This window comes from Pseudomonas sp. SWRI92, assembly GCF_014268685.1.
GTDB classification, from domain to species: domain Bacteria; phylum Pseudomonadota; class Gammaproteobacteria; order Pseudomonadales; family Pseudomonadaceae; genus Aquipseudomonas; species Aquipseudomonas marvdashtae.
Window position 1 is genome coordinate 41,680 of record NZ_JABWQY010000002.1, and the last position, 20,972, is coordinate 62,651.

Annotated in this window: 21 protein-coding genes; 12 read left to right on the top strand and 9 right to left on the bottom strand. The window is 60.1% G+C overall.

Annotation, left to right across the window (positions count from 1 at the left end):
• Positions 1-135: 135 nt before the first annotated feature.
• Genes HU762_RS03565 through HU762_RS03580 form a run of 4 tightly spaced genes read left to right on the top strand, consistent with a single transcriptional unit; the run spans position 136 to position 6,007 of the window.
• A complete protein-coding gene (locus tag HU762_RS03565) occupies positions 136-2,205 on the top strand; it encodes a type VI secretion system tip protein VgrG (RefSeq protein WP_186633080.1) in 2,070 nt (689 codons plus the stop codon).
• Positions 2,202-3,056, top strand: a complete 855-nt coding sequence (locus tag HU762_RS03570; protein ID WP_186633083.1) for a DUF4123 domain-containing protein — start codon at positions 2,202-2,204, stop codon at positions 3,054-3,056. The genes HU762_RS03565 and HU762_RS03570 overlap by 4 nt, the downstream gene beginning before the upstream one ends.
• Entirely contained in the window at positions 3,053-3,814 is a 762-nt protein-coding gene (locus HU762_RS03575; RefSeq protein WP_186633086.1) for a hypothetical protein, read from the top strand. The genes HU762_RS03570 and HU762_RS03575 overlap by 4 nt, the downstream gene beginning before the upstream one ends.
• 12 nt (positions 3,815-3,826) lie before the next feature.
• A complete protein-coding gene (locus HU762_RS03580) occupies positions 3,827-6,007 on the top strand; it encodes a lipase family protein (protein ID WP_186633089.1) in 2,181 nt (726 codons plus the stop codon).
• A 30-nt stretch (positions 6,008-6,037) separates the two neighbouring features.
• Here the strand turns inward: HU762_RS03580 and HU762_RS03585 are convergent, their stop codons facing one another.
• The 3 genes from HU762_RS03585 to HU762_RS03595 are packed head-to-tail and all read right to left on the bottom strand — an operon-like array spanning position 6,038 to position 8,323.
• A complete protein-coding gene (locus HU762_RS03585; protein ID WP_186633092.1) occupies positions 6,038-6,571 on the bottom strand; it encodes a hypothetical protein in 534 nt (177 codons plus the stop codon).
• Entirely contained in the window at positions 6,568-7,863 is a 1,296-nt protein-coding gene (locus HU762_RS03590; RefSeq protein ID WP_186633094.1) for a PAAR domain-containing protein, read from the bottom strand. The genes HU762_RS03585 and HU762_RS03590 overlap by 4 nt, the downstream gene beginning before the upstream one ends.
• Positions 7,864-7,888: 25 nt before the next feature.
• Positions 7,889-8,323: a DcrB-related protein gene (locus HU762_RS03595; protein ID WP_186633096.1), complete on the bottom strand. Its 435-nt coding sequence runs from the start codon at positions 8,321-8,323 to the stop codon at positions 7,889-7,891.
• A gap of 647 nt (positions 8,324-8,970) precedes the next feature.
• On the opposite strand from HU762_RS03595, the gene HU762_RS03600 reads away from it, so the two are divergent.
• The 3 genes from HU762_RS03600 to HU762_RS03610 are packed head-to-tail and all read left to right on the top strand — an operon-like array spanning position 8,971 to position 11,008.
• Positions 8,971-9,333 (top strand): DUF6124 family protein, encoded by a 363-nt coding sequence (locus HU762_RS03600; protein WP_186633099.1) that lies wholly within the window; start codon positions 8,971-8,973, stop codon positions 9,331-9,333.
• A 35-nt stretch (positions 9,334-9,368) separates the two neighbouring features.
• Positions 9,369-9,530, top strand: a complete 162-nt coding sequence (locus HU762_RS03605) for a hypothetical protein (protein WP_186633102.1) — start codon at positions 9,369-9,371, stop codon at positions 9,528-9,530.
• Positions 9,527-11,008, top strand: coding sequence for a Fic family protein (locus tag HU762_RS03610; RefSeq protein ID WP_186633105.1), 1,482 nt, complete (start codon positions 9,527-9,529; stop codon positions 11,006-11,008). The genes HU762_RS03605 and HU762_RS03610 overlap by 4 nt, the downstream gene beginning before the upstream one ends.
• A 180-nt stretch (positions 11,009-11,188) precedes the next feature.
• On the opposite strand, the gene HU762_RS03615 is transcribed toward HU762_RS03610, so the two are convergent.
• The 3 genes from HU762_RS03615 to HU762_RS03625 all read right to left on the bottom strand — a co-directional run bounded on the left by HU762_RS03615 (position 11,189) and on the right by HU762_RS03625 (position 12,995).
• Positions 11,189-11,464 carry an HU family DNA-binding protein gene (locus tag HU762_RS03615; RefSeq protein WP_003213368.1) on the bottom strand — a complete coding sequence of 92 codons (276 nt, stop codon included), beginning with the start codon at positions 11,462-11,464 and terminating at the stop codon, positions 11,189-11,191.
• A gap of 191 nt (positions 11,465-11,655) precedes the next feature.
• Positions 11,656-12,804, bottom strand: a complete 1,149-nt coding sequence (locus HU762_RS03620) for an FAD-dependent oxidoreductase (protein WP_186633108.1) — start codon at positions 12,802-12,804, stop codon at positions 11,656-11,658.
• A 23-nt stretch (positions 12,805-12,827) separates the two neighbouring features.
• Entirely contained in the window at positions 12,828-12,995 is a 168-nt protein-coding gene (locus HU762_RS03625) for a rubredoxin (protein WP_003437744.1), read from the bottom strand.
• Between the two features lie 176 nt (positions 12,996-13,171).
• Here HU762_RS03625 and HU762_RS03630 point away from each other — a divergent pair, with 176 nt between their 5' ends.
• Positions 13,172-13,735: a chorismate lyase gene (locus tag HU762_RS03630; protein WP_186611381.1), complete on the top strand. Its 564-nt coding sequence runs from the start codon at positions 13,172-13,174 to the stop codon at positions 13,733-13,735.
• On the top strand, positions 13,735-14,625 hold the full coding sequence (gene ubiA, locus HU762_RS03635; protein ID WP_186633111.1) for a 4-hydroxybenzoate octaprenyltransferase: 891 nt from the start codon (positions 13,735-13,737) through the stop codon (positions 14,623-14,625). Before HU762_RS03630 ends, ubiA begins: the two co-directional genes overlap by 1 nt.
• A gap of 75 nt (positions 14,626-14,700) precedes the next feature.
• Here the strand turns inward: ubiA and HU762_RS03640 are convergent, their stop codons facing one another.
• Positions 14,701-15,081 (bottom strand): hypothetical protein, encoded by a 381-nt coding sequence (locus HU762_RS03640; protein WP_186633114.1) that lies wholly within the window; start codon positions 15,079-15,081, stop codon positions 14,701-14,703.
• Positions 15,082-15,233: 152 nt separating this feature from the next.
• On the opposite strand from HU762_RS03640, the gene phoB reads away from it, so the two are divergent.
• From phoB to HU762_RS03655, 3 genes are all read left to right on the top strand, one after another.
• Positions 15,234-15,923 (top strand): phosphate regulon transcriptional regulator PhoB, encoded by a 690-nt coding sequence (gene phoB, locus HU762_RS03645; protein WP_186633116.1) that lies wholly within the window; start codon positions 15,234-15,236, stop codon positions 15,921-15,923.
• A gap of 81 nt (positions 15,924-16,004) precedes the next feature.
• The gene (gene phoR / locus HU762_RS03650) at positions 16,005-17,291 is read left to right on the top strand and encodes a phosphate regulon sensor histidine kinase PhoR (protein ID WP_189664485.1); all 1,287 of its coding nucleotides are present in this window, start codon (positions 16,005-16,007) and stop codon (positions 17,289-17,291) included.
• A gap of 122 nt (positions 17,292-17,413) precedes the next feature.
• Positions 17,414-18,754: a hemolysin family protein gene (locus HU762_RS03655; RefSeq protein ID WP_186611377.1), complete on the top strand. Its 1,341-nt coding sequence runs from the start codon at positions 17,414-17,416 to the stop codon at positions 18,752-18,754.
• Positions 18,755-18,779: 25 nt separating this feature from the next.
• Here HU762_RS03655 and HU762_RS03660 read toward each other — a convergent pair whose 3' ends face one another.
• Positions 18,780-19,676, bottom strand: a complete 897-nt coding sequence (locus tag HU762_RS03660; RefSeq protein ID WP_186633123.1) for a peptidoglycan DD-metalloendopeptidase family protein — start codon at positions 19,674-19,676, stop codon at positions 18,780-18,782.
• 192 nt (positions 19,677-19,868) lie between these two features.
• Entirely contained in the window at positions 19,869-20,816 is a 948-nt protein-coding gene (locus HU762_RS03665) for a response regulator (protein WP_186633126.1), read from the bottom strand.
• Between the last annotated feature and the right edge of the window lie 156 nt (positions 20,817-20,972).

A 20,972-nucleotide genomic window follows, 5' to 3' on the forward strand; every position in this document is an offset into this window, starting at 1 on the left:
TGATTCAAATCGTTTCTTCCTATCAACGATAAAGAACGCTCTTACATACCCTTCTTTTTTTCACCTGGAGGCGCATCAAGCCTCCCGCGGCTTGCTTCAATAGATCAGGAGCCCAGCAGAAGCAAGGTACAAAACATGCCCCCTCTGAATGATTTACCGCGTTTACATCTGAAGATACCGGACCTTGGGCATGATCTTCAGGTATTGAAGTTTGAAGGCAACGAAGCGATCAGCGCCCCTTATCAATTCGATGTGGACCTCGTCAGTGAACAAAAAAACATCACGCTTGAGCACCTGTTACATAAACAAGCCTTCCTTGTTTTTGATCATCAGGGTCACGGCATACATGGGCAGATCCATCGGGTAGTTCAATGCGACTCTGGCAAGCGCCTGTCCCACTACAGCGTGCAGTTGGTTCCCAGGTTGGCTTATCTGCAATACCGCACCAATCAACGCATCTTCCAGCAAACCAGCGTTCCGCAGATCATTGCGTCGATTCTCAAAGAGCACGGCATCCTTGGCGATGCACACCGCTTCCTGTTGAACTCCAGTTATCCACCACGCGAGTACTGCGCACAGTACAACGAGTCAGACTTGGGTTTCATCGCGCGGCTATGTGAAGAAGAAGGCCTTCACTACCATTTCCAGCACAGTGAGTCTGGCCATCAGTTGGTGTTTGGCGATGACCAGACCGTGTTTCCAAGGCTCGGCCGCCCTACCCCCTATAAGCAAGGCAGCGGTTTGGTCGGCGAAGAGCCAGTGATCCAGCACTTCAATGTACGGCTGGAAACCCGAACCAGTCGGGTCACTCGCCGCGATTACGATTTTCAGAAAGCGACAATTGCCCTCGAACAGAAATACCAGCCAGCCATTGAAAAAATCCTTCCGGACCTGGAGGCCTACGATTACCCCGGCGGCTTTAACCAGGAAGAGCGCGGCAAGTTGCTGAGTCGGCGAGCGCTGGAACGCCATCGCTCCGATTATTGCCAAGTCGAGGGCACGAGTGACCAGCCGGAATTGGTGACCGGTCACTTCCTGACGCTGAGTGAACACCCACGCCAGGAATGGAATGACCTGTGGTTGCTGACTGCAGTGCACCATCAAGGCAGGCAGCCACAAATGCTTGAGGAAGGCATGGGCGGCGATGCCGAACCTCCAGGGGCGCGCAACCAAGGCTACCGGAACCGCTTCGTCGCCACGCCATGGGATGCGATTTTTCGTCCACGTCGACTTCATGAAAAGCCACGGATATCCGGCAGCCAGACGGCGATCGTCACCGGCCCGGAAGGCGAAGAGATTCATTGCGACCCGTATGGTCGCGTGAAGGTCAGGTTCTTTTGGGATCGCGCAGGACAGGTTAATGACCGCAGCAGTTGCTGGCTGCGGGTTGCTTCCAACTGGGCCGGTAACAGCTACGGCGCGGTCACGATCCCGAGGGTGGGCATGGAAGTCCTGGTGACGTTCATGGAAGGCGACCCAGACAAACCCTTGATCAGCGGATGCCTGACCAACAGCGCCAATCCTGCGCCTTACCCGCTGCCCGCCCACAAGACTCGAACAGTGTTTCGTTCGCGCAGTTCCCCTGGTGGCAAGGGCTTCAATGAGCTGCACCTGGAGGACCGGGCCGGACAAGAGCTTATTTACCTCCGAGCCCAGCGCGACATGGAGCAAAGAATCGAGCATGACAGCCGACTGGAGATCGGCAACGAACGTCGGGAAACGATCAAGGGAAACAGCATCTCCGAGCTGCACGCCAGCGAACATCGAACCATCGCTGCTGATCGCATCATCCAGATCAAGGGCAACGACCAGCTGCACACCACTAACCGCCGCAGTTACTCCGACCAGACGCTGGCCATTGAGGCCGGCCAGCAAGTGCATATCAAGGCGGGTGCCCATGTGGTCCTCGAAGCAGGCGCAACCCTCAGTTTGAGTGCCGGGGGTGAGCATATCGTCATTGGTCATGGCGGCATCTTTAGCAGCAGCGAAATCCAGTTGGGCGGCGCCCCGTTGTCGGGTGCACGTGCCGCGTCGCTCAACCCGGAGGGGATCGCCCCCTTGTCCACGTTGCTGAACCTGCCACCCACCTTCGCCCCCACTCAACGCGCCCTCATGACAGCCAGCAAGGCTGCAGGATCAGATTTTTGCCCCCTGTGTGAAGCCTGTCGCGAGGGCGTCTGCACAACGGAGACCACTACCGTATGAGCGACTCACTGCCGCAGCAATGGTTGTTCGAACAACAACGCCTCGGGCACGCCTTGTGTGTGGTCCTGGATTCAGAGAACGAACAGCCGATGCGCCAAGCGCTGCTCAAAAACAGCCAGTTCGACTGTTACCTGAGCGTTTATAGCCAAACCCCGCTTGCCGACCTCAGCGAGGTCGGGCCCTTCGTCTTCACCTTCGATAACCCCCACGATAAAAACATCAACGAACTGTTTGGCCGGCCGGCCACTCATTGGGGGTGGCTGGCCAGCCTTCCCAAAGGCCACCTACCGAAGCTGGTCGAGCACTGGCGTGAGCGGTTGATCATTGGTCAACGCCCTGATCAGGCGGTGTATCGATTCCAGGACGCTCGCGTGTTGGCCCGGGCGCTCAAACACTTGCCCGTCGAGATGCATGCCGCCTATCTCGGGCCGGCGGCCAGCGTGTGCTACTGGCAAGGTGCTCGTTGGGAGCGCGTCGATAACCCGGGTCCCGGAATACACCCGGTGCCGGCGGCGCCGCTTTGGTTGCAGGTGCCAGCACCCGAACAGCAAGCCCGTGAAATCCGCCGGGTCAACGCTCGACGTTTCCTGCTGGCAGAGCACCTGGACGCCTACGTCAAACTGGCTGAGCACCAGGATCCGGACGCCTGGCTGCGCGCCACACTCGACCAGGCAGAAGCCTGGAACTGGCTGGCGCCTGAGCAACTGGCATTTCTATTGGTCAAGAGCCTGCAGGTGCCAGCTCAAACCCTGACGCCGCAATGGCAAGTATGCGCCGGAGAAAGCCCCGAGGAGCATTTTGAACGGGTGCGGCTGATGGCGGATTTCTGGCAAGGAAACGCGCCGTTATGAAACTGACCTTACGGATGGCAAGCCTGGGCTTTTGCCTGGCGATGGCGGGTGGATGCGCGGAGAGAACGCCCGATACTTTTACGTTTACAGCTGACCTTCCGCCTGGCTTTGCCTATGAGGCAGCGGTGCGTTACGTACCCGCTCCGGGGGAAACCTGCACCGTCGGGAAGAAGGACAACTTAGCACCGGTGTTCAAGAGCAAAGACTCGCCCGCTGCCGAAATCCTTATCCGCAGAACTCGCAAAGGCTGTCCGTTGGTGGTCAGCCGTATCGAGCTCGAACTCAGCTCCATCTATGGTCCGCATTGGCTCGACTCCAGTCGAGATTCCGCCAACGTGGTGATCCGGGATCAGTTGGAAGAGCAATACAAGGGCTCTTTCAACGAAGCGGGTGAGAGCACTTTCCGCGGCCAATGCCAGTGGCTGTTTCGCACTTCGGGCAGGCCCCGCGTCCTCAGAAAGATCCTCGACTGCAAAAAAACCAACCCACAGGGCGACGTTGGAAACGATCGGCCTTTTTCGGCGTACACCCTTGACCAACTGCCGGGAAAAACGGTGCGGATGAAGATCAGGTTGGCAGACGATGAAAGACCCTACATGAAGGATACCTGGGTCAAGTTTCCCAACGGCTGGAAACGCTGCATGGGCGACAACTTTGAGGATCAGTACGCCTTCTGTTTCGGCAATCACAAGGACTTCAGCGGTTTTCAAATGCCGGATGGACGGCAATGCACCATTTACCCAGGCTGTACCGAATAAGGAAGTTATTGCATGACACTGTCTAAAACGGAATTGGAGTCCCGCCTGAGCAGTCGTATTTTCGCTTGCCCCGTTGCAGGCAAATGGACCAGCTTTCAATTGGTAGATGAATCCGGCGCGGGCGAGCCTTACGCATGGCTGGCCTATGTCGTCACCGATTCGGAAGGGCAAACGTACCGCGGCAATCTTGATGCCTCGGGCGTGGGCAAAGTTGACAATCACTTCGCCGGACCGATCGCCTTGACCTTGGATGATGAATACCAAGGCCAGGAGCAGTTATACATAGGGCTCCAGGGCAGAGACAGCTATCCACTCAAAATCACCGAACTCCAAGTCCGCGCCGAGAAAACCCGCTACCTGAACGATAACGCCACCCGCACCCGAGAAAGCCCCGCCCAAGCCTGCGCCGGTCAGTTCTTTCAGGTGGAGGTACGCGACCTGGTCAAGCATGTCACCCACCTGCCGCCGCAGGTCTACCGGCATTACCCGCCCAACCAAGGCCCGACACAGCTCATGGGTGAGTTTGGCACGGTTGGCGTGGCGTTGATGCCTCAAGGACATACCGTGCTGGAAGTACGCCCGCTGCGGGCCTTGCGGCCCATGCTGTCCAGCGACCCGGAGTTCTGTGCGCTCAACCTGTACCAGTTGGCGCTCATGGCGACCTTGAGTTATTGTCCCTTCGGCCAGCAGCCGGGTGCGGCGCCGATAAACACGCCGGTGAGCTTCCCTGAACAACCGAGCGTGGGGAACTGGTTCGGTGATGCGCTGGCCAAGTGCGAGGAACTCTGGAGGGTCGACCCGGGGCAAACAAAACCCTATTACCCCCTGTATGAAGACGTGCCCTACTCCAAGCGGTTGGAAATCGTACCGTTCGATCCCGCTCTTTACCCGGTGAACAATCCGGAATTGGGAACGAAGCAGGAGCACCCCGCCAAGATCCATTTTCTCGATGACACTGCAACTGAAGAAAGCACCGACACCCAGGCCTTCATCACTCACAACGATGAAGTGATCCTGATTGCGGTGCGCGGCACTGCACAAATGCTCGCCGATGGCCTGCGTGACGCCGATGCGCTCCAGGTCCCATTTGAAGAAGGTCTCGGTAAGGTCCACCGAGGGTTTTATGGGGCAGCCAAAAAATCGACGGCTTTTGTAACCGATTATCTGGACCGGTTCTATGCCGGCCAGAAGCTATTGATCTGCGGCCATAGCCTGGGCGGCGCAGTGGCCTTGCTGCTCGCGGAAATGCTACGGCTGAGACCGGAACGCTTCAACATCCAGCTCTACACCTACGGCGCCCCTCGCGCCGCCGATGCCTCCTTCGTCAAGAACGCCGAGCCCCTGGTGCACTACCGCATGGTCAATCACAACGACCCGATACCCAGCGTACCGGGCAGTTGGATGGACACCAAGACGAGCGTCTATGGCACAGGCCTGGCACTGACGTTCGTCAACGTACCGGCCGGCTTCTCGGTGTTCGTGGCGGGCATCTACAACTGGACGGGCGAGCCCTACGGACACCACGGCACCTTGCGGCATTTTCTGCCCGTGGAGTTCAGTCGTCGGGAGCGGTCGTCGATCCTTTGGACGCCAGGATGCGACACCCTCACGCAGCATGCCGCCTGTGAGATTGCCTTGCAGCACAGGCATGGCTTGCCGGACCGTCCGGGTGTCCTGGCCCAACTTTTCCAGGCCGGCAACCACCTCATGACTTCCAGCTATGTCCCGGCATGCTGGGCGACCTTGCGCCGTTGGCAAGAAGCGCAAGAATCCGGCGGCTCTCTGGTGACACCGCGTGAGTATGAGCGCATAGAACAATCCCTGGCGCAGGTGACCCAGCAGTTGCGCAACGAACGCCGCCATATATTGGCACGCCCCGATGCCTACGTGCGCGCCCACCAACCGATCATCGAAGCGCTCAGTCGCGAAGTCGACAAGGTACAAGCCACGCACGCGCGCCTGACGGCACTGAGTACCTTGCCGGTCAACCCAAAAGATGTTTACGGAAGCCTGTCGGAAAACCCCGACCCGTTGGCGCAGAACCTGGCCCGCTGGCAAGCGCATCCTGAGAACCGCGTGGCCGAACAACTGGCCATCGCACCCACCGCGGACGCCGAGACTGAATTGATCAACGGCGCCCACGGGTATGTCATCGGCAAGCCCTACACGCTGGATCTTGATTCGATTATTTGACCGCGAACCAAACCACAGCAACGCAACGAGTCAAATATTCCCCGGCACAAAATCCGGCCCACCCAACTTGTCCCGCACCATCACCGCCGAACGCATCAGCGGCGTCCACATGCCGTCCGGGCTGTTCCACGCCGCGCCGGCCCAGCGGGTGTCGGCGACCAGTTCAGCCTTGTGGTTTTCCAGCAGTCGCTTGAGCGCTACGGCGACGCTGCCCATGTCCACGTCGAACAGATCGCCATACGGGCCGAGCGGCTGCTGGCGCTGTTTGTCCTGGCAGAAACGGTAATACCAGACCCAGTCGGCGGCGATGTAGATCGCCCGCGTGCGGTCTGGGTACGTCGCCAGCATCGTCAGCAGGGCTGCCACGAAACGCGGGGGAAACGTCGCGTCGTGGGTCTGGCGCCAGTGCGGCATGATCAGTTGGTCGAACGCGGCCACGACGTTTTGTGGCTCGTCGTTGTCAGTCTTGGCTTCGAGAAAGTAGAACGGCTCGCCCACCAGGAATTTGTCCAACTCGTCATTGGCCAGCGCCAACAGCAGCACGTTGTCTTGCGGATTACTCATGGGATTCTCACAACGTCTTGGGCCTTCATCAGTGCGTTGATGTCATTGCCGTGGAAGATCGGTACGTTGTCCAGCACCGCTTCGCGCATGCCGCCCGGATGGGTCAGGCCACCGGGGCGCCAGAGCGAGTTCACGCCGCCTTCGTTACCGGTAGGCATCAGCACCTTGGGTTTGTCCAGGCTCATCATGTAGATGTCCTTGCCGACCAGCGACCCCGGATCGTACCCCAGGGCTGACTCCAGCACCGAAACGTCACCGGTTTTCTTGTATTCGGTCACCACGGCGCTGAGGTCGGATTTTGCCATGACGAATTTGTTCGGGTTGAACGAACCATATTTCGGGTTGGCGATGTCGTCGGCGGTGAAGAGGAAACTGCCGCCCTCGTCCTCGAAGGTCTTGAGGTGCTTGTCGATATACGGGCCTTCAAGGTAGTCGCTCGGCGGCGGCCGACTGCCCTTGGGAATCGCCATGATATCGGCGTCGGTGGTGCCCGGCTTGTACGCCGCGACGCGAGGTTTGGGCGCTGCGCCGAGGCGGGCCATCTTCGGCCCCAGCCCCAGCAGGGCCATACCCGCGATGCCTTGGAGCAAGTCGCGATAACCCGGCCCGAGGCGATCACCCAAATCGCCCAGCAAGGCCATGCCGCCCATCATGGCGCCGCCAATCACCACGAAGCCTGCAAACGCCGCCGCGCCGGCCATCGCCGCCAGTACGGCCGCCGCGCCCATGGCCACCAGCCCCAAGGCTTCGAGGCCGGTGTGCAGCCACCCTTCGATGTCGAGGACAAACGCAACCGAGATCGTCGGCCCGCCAATAAACGTATTGGGGCTGCCGGTCTTGATGTGAGCGCCGCAGACCATTTTGCTCTGCAAGCGCGCCGCTGGCTTGCCGTTGATATAGACGGTGGCGCTGCCCTCGGCGATCAGCACCGGGAACGGCCAGATCGGATGGTTCATCGGCAGGCCCGTACACCCCGCCGACACGTCGACACCGGCGCGCATGGCGTTGCGCCGGTTGATGTGGACGTTGAGGCTGCCCATTATCAACGCGCCCGTCGTGGGCTCGGGCAAGTTGAATATGGTGTTCAGGCCTTTGAGTATCTGGAACATCGACAAGCCGCCGGCGGCAATCGAGCCCGCCATGATCGCCAGCGCCACGCCCCCGGTCGCGACCGTGGCCGCTACCACCGCCGCGCCGATCAACGCACCGGCAACGGCGCCCGCCACCATCGCGGCGACACCGAAACCGTGGGCTATTTCGTCGCCGAGGCGCGCAGCGGCCAGCATATCCATTGCGTTAGGGTCTTCCGGAGATTGATCAGGCGGTCGCGGACAAAACCTTGAAGGAATGCATGGCGGCTTTCCAGGCGGGTTCGTGGTGCACCAGATCACCCGGCGTCGTGGTCAACGTGGTGATCAGCCCTATGGGTTGGCGATCGATGAACACTTGGCGCAGCATCAACTCGCGCCCTTCGCGCTGCCAGGTGTAATCGAGCAGCACGGCGGCATGTTCGTGGAGGAAAAAATCCCAACGCTTGATCAGCTTGAACCCAGGCAGTTGCTGCTCGGCACTCGCCAGTTGTTGATCGACATAATCGTTGAACGGCGTATCGCCTCGGCTCGGGTCGCGACTGATGACGAAACTGGCTTCCTTGGCGCCGCCGACGGCTGGCAACTTGAAGATGTTGATGCTCTGGTCCTGCCAGGTGTCAGGGATGTCGAGATCGGCTTCGTGGAGGCGATAGAGCGTCATGATCCGGGTCGTTTTCCAGGCAAGAGGGAGGCTTGAACGAGCGGCAGATCTTCAAGCAATGGATGGTAACAATCAAGGTGCCTGAAGAGGCCGTTTTCGAGGCCATGACGCCGGTCTCAATTTTGCCGCCCGAGTTCCACCAGCCGCCCCCGATCCGTGGCGAGGGAGCTTGCTCCCGCTGGGTGGCAAAGCCGCCCCAAAAAGGCCCGGCGCGTTCCTACAGACAAACCGCATCAACCGGCCTACGACGGCTGCGCCGCCGAGCGGGAGCAAGCTCCCTCGCCACGAATCGGGGACATCCGTCAGAACAAAATTCATCCTGAGTCTCCCTATTCCGCCAAGCTACGCATCCTTGCGCCTTTGCCTACAACTACGCCAGAATCCGCCGGCTTGTGCGCCTTGCCCCCGGGGCCTATCGTCTTCCTGCCACTGCCCATCAGTGGTCGGGTTTAGTAGCCCGGTAATAGCAACGGCTGCATGAGTCTCATCAGTCAGGCATTGCCTGCACTCGATGGTGGTTGTGCGCAAGGCGCCTTCGGGCGCGCCGGGTTCCGTTGCCTCTACCGGTCTACTAACTTGCGCACAGCTGCCTCCTTTCGTTTAGTAGCGAGACGGTTGCGGCCTACTAAATCAGAGGTAGCGTAACGATGTTCAAAATAACTCCGAATCCTCCAGAAGCAGATCCCAACTCTCCGTACCTCGACGGCCTCAACGCCAAGAAACTCGACGAAGCCGCCAAGCGCGCGCTGGATTATTACCTGGCGCCCAAACCGGAAAAGCCCGAAGGACCCCCTCAACCCGGCCAGCTGTTCACCGTCGTAAAAGACATGGACAACGAATGCCTGCTGGCTAACCTCAGCGAAACCCTGGCCTCCGCTGACGCGATGGTCAGCACCCTGGCCTTCGACCTGGATGGCGCGCACCGCCACTTCCTCCTAGGCATCCAGCAACTGATCGAGCTGAGTTCGTTACTGGCGAACCGAGTGTTGAACAACGTCGATCCGCGCTAGTGATTGGAGGCTTGGAGGCATGGAAACAGGCCTCCATGGCTGTTTTCATGCCGTCTCTCAAGGCTCGCAACATTCCTTCCATCCGGGATGCTGATGAGTTAAGAAAAAAACCGCATACTTACGCTAAATCAAGATTTTCTAAGCCTGCTCAAATAATTCTGAACCCAGGGGTTACAAATAAAGGATTTGCGCCATGAACTTTGTTGGATACGCCTGGCTTCGGGAATCTTTAAAGCTATCAGTCTTCCCGCTGCGCCGACCGGCAAAGGTACAGCCAGTCACCAGGATAAAACGGATCGGAGAGACATTGGCTATACCACCCAATACAGCCCCCTTACCAGATGACCTCCTTGGCCATTTGCTTTTCGCGCTTAAGCACGAGGGGATCAATCTCGCCATATTGGCCCAAACTCTTCCCCAGATTCCCGCTGCGGCCCTGGAGGCTGAGCTCCAAAAAGCCCCAAATGGCATTTACATCCGCAAAGCCTGCTTCCTGCGTGAAGCCTTCACGGGTGAAGATCTGAGGCAACATATGCCGGTCCGCGGGACATTCGTTCCATTGTTCGATCCGCAGCTTTACGTGACGATGCCCGGGGAGCGTAACTCTCGCTGGCGGGTGGAGTTCAACGGTATTGGGACGCTAGCCTATTGCGCTACAGTTGAGCGTACCCCAGAGATTGTTGCCCTCTTGGAGCATGACATCCTGGCTCGCGCTCAGAAGTTCATCCAAAGCTTGCCGTCTGAGATGATGGATCGAACCATCAACTGGGCGTATCTACACGAAACCAAGGATTCCTTTGCCATAGAGAAAGAGTCGCCAAGCGAGGACAAGGCGCGCAAGTTCATTCAACTGCTGCGACAGGCCCACGAAGGTATTCCACTGAGCGAGGAATATCTGGTTCACCTTCAAAACGCGACGATTTCGAACCCGTTCGACATGGCAGCAGCATTTCGCCACTCGCAGAACCATCTGGCGGGTCCACTCCAAGGAGCGGCGGGAGTCACTTACATCCCACCTGGGCCCGATCTCTGTAGGGAATTGATGGAACAGTTGATGGAGTTGGGTAACGACGCCCCCGCGCGTATTGATCCCTTGGTAGCCGCAGGCATCATTTCATTCGGCTTCGTCTTCATCCATCCGTTTATGGACGGGAACGGCCGCCTTTCTCGATTCCTGATTCACCATACGCTGTGCCGCGCCGACGCCCTGGAAAACGGACTACTCCTACCCGTTTCTGTGGCAATGAAACGTGAAGAAAGACAGTATCTGCAAACGCTGGAGCAATTCTCCCGACCGGCTCGAGAGTTTTGGGATGTTCGGTGGATCGACCATGGTCGATTCACATTCGAATTTACCGGGGATTCGACCATCTACCGCTTCTGGGATGCCACGCCCGGTGTCCGTTTCACCTTAGAGATGGCGAAGCGAGCCATCGAAGTCGAGCTTCGCGAGGAGACAGTTTTCCTTGAAAACTACGACCGAATCGTTCATGCGGTTAACGCGGCTTATGACGTTCGTGGAAGCGATCTCGCGAACCTCATAATGATGTGTCTGACTAATAACGGCACTGTTTCAAACAATCGTCGCAAGCAGTATCAGTATTCGGTTCCGACAGAAGTGTTTGATTACATCGAGGAAGTAGCGCGATCACTGCTTGACGAGCAGCAGCCCTAGCAGACCAGCACAGTTCGTGCGGGGGGCTCGGAAATCAACAGCCGAAACCCTCAAAGTCTATCGGGCAATAATATGACTGGCCGGAACCGTGACATTGGCCATAAAAAAAGAGCACCCCGACTCGTCGATGTGCTCTTTTTTGTCGCCGCTTTCTTCCCTCGACCGAGGTACTCGCCGCAATTACGGGTTAACGCTGTCCTTCAACGACTTGCCTGGCTTGAACGCAACGGTGTTGCTGGCCTTGATCTTCACTGGCTCGCCGGTTTGTGGGTTCTTGCCGGTGCGGGCGCCGCGGTGGCGTTGCAGGAAGGTGCCGAAGCCGACGAGCGTGACGCTGTCTTTGCGGTGCAGGGCGCCGGTGATTTCTTCGAGGACGGCGTTGAGGACGCGGTTGGCTTGTTCTTTGGTGAGGTCCGCTTTTTCCGCGATAGCGGCAGCGAGTTCTGGTTTACGCATGAATGAAGCCCCTTTGACGGTTTTTTTGTTGTTATGTCCGTGCTGTTCTCTTCGGAACAGCCCCTAAGGCGCCGCAGGCTCTACTCTGCGGCAGACGGGAGTGAGGATGGCACGGGGCCGCAACCGGCGCCAGTGTCCGGCGGGCCTTTGTCGCGTCAAAAGCAGGGTATACCCGACAGAACGACCGGCATTTACGCCAGCAGGGCCGGAAGCTGCTTGTTCAGCGCCAGTTTCTCCATTACTGCCGCGCCCGTCAGGGCATAACCCAGCAGGTTGCCTTGGGCGTCGCGGCACAAGACCTTGATGTCGGCGCCCTGCCCTTCGACGCTCCACACGCCTTCGCTGCCCCGTGGCGGCGGAGAAACCACCAGCGGGCACACCGGCGTCTTCACGGTAATCGGCATGGCGCCGTAGCTGACGGCCGTCGGGTTGCCGGTCAGGGTTTGGGCCAGGGCGCGAGCGCAGCTCATCAGGGGCATGACGTAGAGCAGGTTCAGGCCATCGACTTCGGCGCAGTCGCCCAGGGCGTAGATATTGGCGTGAGACGTTTTCAGGTGACGATCAACCACCACGCCGCGATTGATCACCAGCCCGGCGGCCGCCGCCAGGTCGATGCGTGGGCGCAGGCCGATGGCCGAGACCACGAGATCGCAGGCGATCACTTGGCCGTCCGACAGGTGCGCCTCCAATCCGTCGGCCACCCGTTGCAGGCGATTGAGCACCGGCCCCAGGTAGAAACGCGCGCCAAGGCTTTCCAGTCCGGCCTGTACCGCTGCGGCGGCGGCTGGGTGCAACAGCGTCGGCATGACTTGCTCGCATGGCGCTACCAGCTGCACTTCGTAGCCGCCCAGGATCAGGTCGTTGGCGAATTCGCAGCCGATCAGGCCGGCGCCGAGCAGTAGCACCCGGCGCTTGCCAGCGGCGGCGGCCCGAAAGCGGGCGTAGTCTTCGAGGTCGTTGATGGGGAAGATCAAGTCCGCCGCGTCGCCCTGTACGGGCACGCGCACGGTTTCGGCGCCCCAGGCCAGGACCAGGTCGCGATAACTCACCGCTTCTTCGCCGATCCACAGGCGCTTGTGGCCCGGGTCGATGCCGCTGATGCGCGTGTGGGTGCGAACCTCAGCCTTGAGCTGCTCGGCCATGGCGCCTGGCTCGGCCATGCTCAGGCCGTCGGCGTCTTTGTTCTTGCCAAAGCCCGTGGAGAGCATCGGCTTGGAGTAGGAACGACCATCGTCCGCGGTAATCAGCAGCAACGGGGTTTCGCTGTCGAGCTTGCGAAACTCACGGGCCAGGTTGTAGCCAGCCAGGCCGGTACCGACGATGACGACAGGTGCGCTCATGTTGCTCTCCACTTGAGAAACGATCAGTTGATTTCGATCATTTCGAAATCCATTTTGCCGACGCCGCAGTCCGGGCACAGCCAATCTTCTGGTACGTCTTGCCACAGAGTGCCGGGCGCGATGCCATCGTCCGGCCAGCCGTCAGCTTCGTTATAGATCAGGCCGCAGACGATACATTGCCACTTCTTCATTCCAATACTTCCTCAAGATGTCAGGCCTTGGCCGGTATTTTCCGGCTCAGGGCGGTTTTGTACTGATCGTTCGCAACAGATGCAAGCAGGATCCGCGCGGCGGCGGGTTCGCTCAGGCAAAATCACCGACCGACATGGTAAGCTCGCGGCCTCATTTGCTGCCAATCAAGACCTCTGTGCCGCCGACGAATTCTATATTTCCTACACTCCAATGGCTGCCCCAGCACCTGCTGTCGCCCCGTCCAGATGCCTGCGTGCTGGACTGGCTGTTCGACGACGGATCCCTGACCCGACGCCTGACCGGCCTGTCGGACGAGCATTTCAGCGTGACGCCGTTGTTCGAGGGCTGGCAGCCGTTGCGCGCCGACGAATGTGCCGCGCTGGATCTGGCCGAGGGCAGCGAGGGTTGGGTGCGCGAGGTGTACCTGCGCGGCCACGGCGAGCCTTGGGTATTCGCCCGTAGCGTGGCGGCGCGCAGCGCCTTGCAGGGCGACGGTTTGCAAATGGACGAACTCGGTAGCCGCTCCCTCGGCGAGCTGCTGTTTTGCGACCAGGCGTTTCAGCGCCGGGCTATCGAGGTGTGTCACTACCCCAGCGAATGGTTGCCGCCCGAGGTTCGCGCCAGCGCGCTGTGGGGCCGTCGCTCGCGTTTCGATCGCGGTACGCTGAGCGTGCTGGTGGCGGAAATTTTCCTGCCGCGCCTGTGGACCGTTGCGCGCGCCTATTCGGAGAACTGCTGATGTACGTGCAATTGCTCAAATCCTTGAACCGCCTGAACCCGCGGGCCTGGGACTTCGTGCAACTGACCCGCATGGACAAGCCCATCGGCATCTATCTGCTGCTGTGGCCAACGTTGTGGGCGTTGTGGATTGCCGGCGAAGGCTCCCCTTCCCTGGCCAACATCGTGATTTTCGTGCTCGGCGTGGTGCTGACCCGCGCCGGCGGTTGCGTGATCAACGACTGGGCCGACCGCAAGGTGGACGGCCACGTCAAACGCACCGAACAGCGTCCGCTGGTGAGCGGCAAGATCAGTTCCAAAGAAGCGCTGGTGTTCTTCGCGGTGCTGATGGGCGTGAGCTTCCTGCTGGTGCTGTGCACCAATGCGCCGACGATTCTGCTGTCCTTGGGCGGCTTGGCGCTGGCGTTCAGTTATCCGTTCATGAAGCGCTACACCTATTACCCGCAAGTGGTTTTGGGCGCGGCGTTTTCCTGGGGCATGCCGATGGCGTTCACCGCCGAAACCGGCCATCTGCCGGCCGCCGCGTGGTTGCTGTACATCGCCAACCTGCTGTGGACGGTGGGCTACGACACGTACTACGCAATGACCGACCGGGACGATGACCTGAAGATCGGCGTGAAGTCCACGGCCATCCTGTTTGGCGATGCCGACCGGGCGATCATTCTGACGCTGCAAGGCCTGGCGCTCGGCTGTCTGTTGCTGGCTGGGTCTCAATTCAAGCTGGGCGGCTGGTTCCATCTGGGCCTGGTGGCCGCTGCCGCCTGCTTTGCCTGGGAGTTCTGGTACACCCGTGGCAAGGACCGGATGCGCTGCTTCAAGGCTTTTTTGCACAACCATTGGGCCGGATTGGCGATTTTCGTCGGGATTGTGCTGGATTACGGGTTGCGCTGAATCACGCCAACTCGGCGCACGCTGAACCTGTGGCGAGGGAGCTTGCTCCCTCGCCACGAAAGCGGTTCGGACCAGTCAGGGCTTGGCTATTTTCCAGACGCCACCCTTGCCGTCGCCCGTCTTGTCGCCGGCCTTCTTGTCGCCGACGAAGGTGTACAGCGGGTCGCCGTCATAGGCCCACTGCGAGGCCCCGTCGTCGCGAGTGATCACGGTCCATTCCCCTGACGGAGTGGCGGTGCTTTCGGCCTTGAGCGGTGGCCAATTCTCGGCGCATTTGTCGTTGCACATTGATTTGCTGTCGTCGTCCTTGTCATAGGTGTACAGGGTCATGCCCTTGTGATCGACCAGCACGTCACCCTTGACCATTGCCGGTTCGCCAGCCGCAAGCGCCACCGCCGGCAACATCAGCGCAGCCACCAGCCCCAGCGCCTTGATGGATTGAGTGTAATAAGCCATGGAAACCTTCCTTTGTGGTTGTCAGGATTCGGACTGAAAAGCGTAGACCAGGATCCCCTTCGCTGCCGCTCAAGGAAATAACTGTCACACGACTGCAATAATTCCGTTATCTAATGCGGCGCAAGACAGTTAAATGACAAGAGGATTACCCCATGGTTGGCAGGAGCATTCTGATCGTCGACGACGAGGCGCCCATCCGCGAGATGATTGCCGTTGCGTTGGAGATGGCCGGCTATGACTGCATGGAAGCAGAAAACTCTCAACAGGCCCACGCCATCATCGTCGACCGCAAGCCCGACCTGATCTTGCTGGACTGGATGCTTCCCGGCACGTCTGGCATCGAGCTGGCGCGGCGCCTCAAGCGTGATGAGCTGACCGGTGATATCCCGATCATCATGCTCACCGCCAAGGGTGAAGAGGACAACAAGATCCAGGGTCTTGAAGTCGGCGCCGACGATTACATCACCAAACCTTTTTCCCCACGTGAGCTGGTGGCGCGCCTCAAGGCCGTGCTGCGGCGTGCCGGTCCGACCGATGGCGAAGCGCCGATCGAAGTCGGTGGCCTGCTGCTCGACCCGATCAGCCACCGCGTGACCATCGACGGCAAGCCCGCCGAGATGGGCCCGACCGAATACCGCCTGCTGCAATTCTTCATGACCCACCAGGAGCGCGCCTACACCCGCGGCCAACTGCTGGACCAGGTTTGGGGCGGCAATGTGTATGTCGAGGAGCGCACCGTGGACGTACACATCCGACGGCTGCGCAAAGCCCTCGGCGAGGCCTACGAGAATCTGGTACAAACCGTGCGTGGCACCGGTTATCGTTTTTCGACAAAGGCCTGATCCGAGCCCTTACCGCCCGACAAGCTGACAAGGACGCGCGTTCACGTGAATCAAAACTGGCATGGCACCCTGATCCGCCACATGTTGTTGCTGGTGACCGGTTGCCTGTTGATCGGCCTGATCACAGGTTATTACGGCTGGAGCCTGGCCGTGGGCCTGGCGCTTTACCTGGCCTGGACCCTCAAGCAGTTGCTGCGCCTGCACGAGTGGCTGCGCCTGCACCAGCCCGACGAGGCCCCGCCCGACGGCTACGGCCTGTGGGGCGAAGTGTTCGACAGCATCTATCACCTGCAACGGCGCGACCAACGCGTGCGCGGGCGCCTGCAAGCGGTGATCGACCGCGTCCAGGAATCTACAGCCGCGCTGAAAGACGCGGTGATCATGCTCGACAGCGACGGCAACCTGGAATGGTGGAACCGCGCCGCCGAAACCCTGCTGGGCCTCAAGACACCACAGGACAGCGGCCAGCCAGTGACCAACCTGGTGCGTCATCCACGCTTCAAGGAATACTTCGAACAGGACAACTACGCCGAGCCGTTGGAAATTCCCTCGCCGACCAACGATCGCCTGCGCATCCAGCTGTATATCACCCGCTACGGCAACAACGAGCATTTGATGCTGGTGCGGGACGTGACGCGCATTCATCAGTTGGAACAGATGCGTAAGGACTTTATTGCCAACGTGTCCCATGAGCTGCGCACGCCGTTGACGGTGATCTGCGGTTATCTGGAAACCCTGCTCGATAACGTCGAGGAGGTGAACCCACGCTGGAGCCGCGCACTGCAACAAATGCAGCAGCAAGGCGGGCGCATGCAGACCTTGCTCAACGACTTGCTGCTGCTGGCGAAGCTGGAAGCCACCGATTACCCGTCGGACAACCAGCCCGTGGCCATCGAGGAGTTGCTGCAAATCATTGTGGAGGACGCGCAGGAGTTATCCGGCCCCAAGCAGCAGGCTATCACCCTGGAAGCCGACCCGACCGTGCAGCTCAAGGGCAGCGAGGCGGAATTGCGCAGCGCTTTTTCCAACCTCGTGTTCAACGCAGTCAAATACACGCCGGAACAGGGGCGAATCCAGGTCCGCTGGTGGGGCGATGAACAAGGCGCGCACCTGAGCGTGCGCGACTCAGGCATCGGCATCGACAGCAAGCATCTGCCGCGCCTGACCGAACGATTCTACCGGGTCGATTCCAGCCGCAACTCCAACACCGGGGGCACCGGGCTGGGGCTGGCGATCGTCAAACACGTCTTGCTGCGTCATCGCGCACGCATGGAAATCAGCAGCGTGCCGGGCCATGGCAGCACGTTTACCTGCCACTTCGCCCCGGCGCAGGTGGTTCGCGGACGCCTCCCCAGCCACGACGAGTGACACCGGCCAGCGCTCCCCACTAGGCAATCGCCGGGTCAGCCGCTACATTGGCTGACTTGTGCCTGCCTTTTCAGGCACTGATTTTCACTCATACGAACATACGGAACCTGCAAAACTCCATCATGGACCCTTCCCCTGGCTTGTCCCTCGCTACACTCTTCGCCGAATTCGGCATGATTCTTTTTGCTCTGATCCTGGTCCTGCTCAACGGATTTTTCGTTGCGGCTGAATTCGCCATGGTCAAGCTGCGCTCGACCCGGGTCGAGGCCATCGCTGAGCAGAACGGCTGGCGCGGGCACATCCTGCGCACCGTCCATAGCCAGCTAGATGCCTACCTGTCAGCCTGCCAACTGGGTATCACCCTGGCTTCGCTGGGCCTGGGCTGGGTCGGCGAACCGGCGTTCGCACACATTCTCGAGCCGTTGTTGGGCGCGGTCGGCGTCCAGTCGCCGGAAGTGATCAAGGGTGTGTCGTTCTTCACCGCGTTCTTCATCATTTCCTATTTGCACATCGTGGTCGGTGAACTGGCGCCCAAGTCATGGGCGATCCGCAAACCCGAGCTGCTGTCGCTGTGGACGGCTGTGCCGCTGTACCTGTTCTACTGGGCGATGTACCCGGCAATCTACCTGCTCAACGCCAGCGCCAACGCCATCCTGCGCATCGCCGGCCAAGGCGAGCCCGGCCCGCATCACGAACACCATTACAGTCGCGAGGAGCTGAAGCTGATCCTGCACTCCAGCCGTGGCCAGGACCCGAGCGACCAAGGCATGCGCGTACTCGCCTCCGCCGTGGAAATGGGCGAACTGGAAGTCGTGGACTGGGCCAACTCCCGGGAAGACCTGGTGACGCTGGAGTTCAACGCACCGCTCAAGGAAATCCTGGCGATGTTCCGTCGCCACAAGTTCAGCCGTTATCCGGTGTACGACAGCGAGCGCCAGGAGTTCGTCGGCCTGCTGCACATCAAGGACCTGCTGCTGGAACTGGCGGCCCTGGATCACATTCCCGAGTCGTTCAACCTGGCCGAACTGACCCGGCCGCTGGAACGCGTGTCGCGGCACATGCCGCTGTCGCAATTGCTGGAGCAGTTCCGCAAGGGCGGCTCGCATTTCGCCGTGGTCGAGGAAGCCGACGGCAACATCATCGGCTACCTGACCATGGAAGACGTACTGGAAGTGCTGGTGGGCGATATCCAGGACGAACACCGCAAGGCCGAGCGCGGCATCCTCGCCTATCAGCCGGGCAAGCTGCTGGTACGCGGCGACACGCCGTTGTTCAAGGTCGAGCGTCTGCTTGGAATCGACCTGGATCACATCGAGGCGGAAACCCTGGCAGGGTTGGTCTACGAAACCCTGAAACGGGTGCCGGAAGAGGAAGAAGTGCTGGAAGTCGAAGGCCTGCGGATCATCATCAAGAAGATGAAAGGGCCGAAGATCATTTTGGCGAAGGTGTTGATGCTCGATTGACCGGCCCGGCGCCCCCCTTGTGGCGCTATTGCTTGCCCACCGCAAAGTTGGGCAAGTCGCCCACCGGTTGGTTGAATTGGTAGGGAATCGACACCAGTCCCAGCCCGGTATTGCGCTGCACCACGAAGTGCAGGTGCGGGCCGGAGCTGTTGCCGGTGTTGCCCGATAAAGCCAATGGCGTGCCCACCGACACCCGTTGCCCTTCTCGTACGCCCACCGACCCCTTTTGCAAGTGCAGGTAGACGCCCATGGTCCCGTCATCGTGCAGCACGCGCACGAAGTTGCCGGACGGGTCGGTGCCGCGCCCGGTCTGCTCGTTTTCGGTCTTGACCACCACGCCGCCCCGCGCCGCGATGATCGGCGTGCCCTCGGGCATGGCGATGTCCATGGCGTAGCGGTTCTTCGGCCCGTAGTGACTGTATTGGCCGTTGGCGCCCTGGCTCAGTCGAAACGGCCCGCCTCGCCAAGGCAACGGGTAGCGATACGCCTGCGCCGCGCCTGCCGGGTCGCCCAGGGAATATTCGAACCTTGGGGTATACACCAGCGGCCTTCCGGGCCGAGTGGCCGTCAGCAGCGCCAGGCGCAGGTTGCTGCGCGCCGGCAACACACGGCGAATCGGCCGGCTCGGAGCACCGCTGACATTGCGCAGCCCGGCGAAACTCAATTCGATCTCCACCGGCGCATACAGGTCGTTACGCACATACACCGTGTCCGCGCCCTTTTGCTTTTTGATGTCGAGAAACACCTGCCGCTCCAGGCGCTCGACCATGCGATCACGGAACACGAACACCTGGGAGCCTTTGCTGGGGCGGTCGCTGTAGGAGACCACGCCATTGGCATCGGTGGATTTATAGATAGTCATGGCCAGGGCCGGGGTGACGGCCAGGACGAGACCACAGGCGAACAGCAACGGCACGAGCATGGGCAAGAATTCTGTCGAAATGAGGGCCTGCAACGCAGACTAGCAGCTGGGATGGACCAGCGTAGTCGACAGATGTTTCAAATTGGACGGCCGAGCGGCCAGATGACCGTTGGTGATTGTTCCCACGCTCTGCGTGGGAATGCCGCCAAGGACGCTCCCACGCGGAGCATGGGAACGATCTGCGCTGCCGGATCAGGCGCCCGGAACGAAGTGCTTCTGCGCGGTGCCGCGGGCGATCAGGCGGGAGATGTAGTCGAGTTTCTGCGGGTCTTTGTCGACGAAGCGGAAGGTCAGTTGCAGCCACTCGCTGTCGGGGGTTTGTTCGTGGGCGACGATGGCGTGCAGGTAACCGTTCAGGCGAGCGGTTTCGGCGTTGTCGCCCTGCTCCATGTCCAGCACGGCGCTTTCAAGCACCTGTGGCAGGGTGTCGGTGCGTTTGACCACCAACAGCGCTTCCTTGAGGCTCAGGGCCTTGATCACGCATTGCTGGGTGCCGCTGGACAGGCGCAACTGGCCTTGGCCACGGTTGGTCGTCGAAGCGGCGGCGGCCGGTGCCTTGACGGGTGGGCTGTTGAGCAAACCACGGGCCGGAGCGGCTGCGGGAGCCGGGGCGGCGGCTGGCTTGGCAAAAGGATTCACCGCAGGCGCCGACGCAACGGCCGCAACCGGAGGCTTGCCACCCGTCAGGGCGCTGAGGGAATCATTGCCGAAGGCTGAATTCATCTTGGTCGGGGCGCTGTTCATCAAGGTCTCGAGCTTGCCGGCCTTGTGCATCACCTGTTTGACCTTGGTGAGAAGTTGCTCGTTGGTGAAGGGCTTGCTGACATAGCCGGAAACGCCGGCCTGGATCGCCTGGACCACGTTTTCCTTGTCGCCACGGCTGGTCACCATGACGAACGGCATGCCCTTGAGGTTGTCTTGCTGGCGGCACCAGGTCAACAGTTCCAGGCCGGACATCTCCGGCATTTCCCAGTCGCACAGCACCAAGTCAAACGCTTCACGGGCCAGCAGGGCCTGGGCTTTCTTGCCGTTCACCGCGTCTTCGATGCGGATGCCTGGGAAGTAGTTGCGCAGGCACTTCTTCACCAAATCACGAATGAACGAAGCATCGTCCACGACCAACACACTGACCTTACTCATCCAGATACACCTCTAAAAAATCCCGGCAAGCATACCGCTTTACTGATGGCATATTGCCAAAAACCTTCAGTCACGCCGGGACTTTTCGTTCGCGGGGTGCTGCTTTTGATTAAAAAAACCGCAAAAAAAAGCCCGACCAAAAGGCCGGGCGCTTTT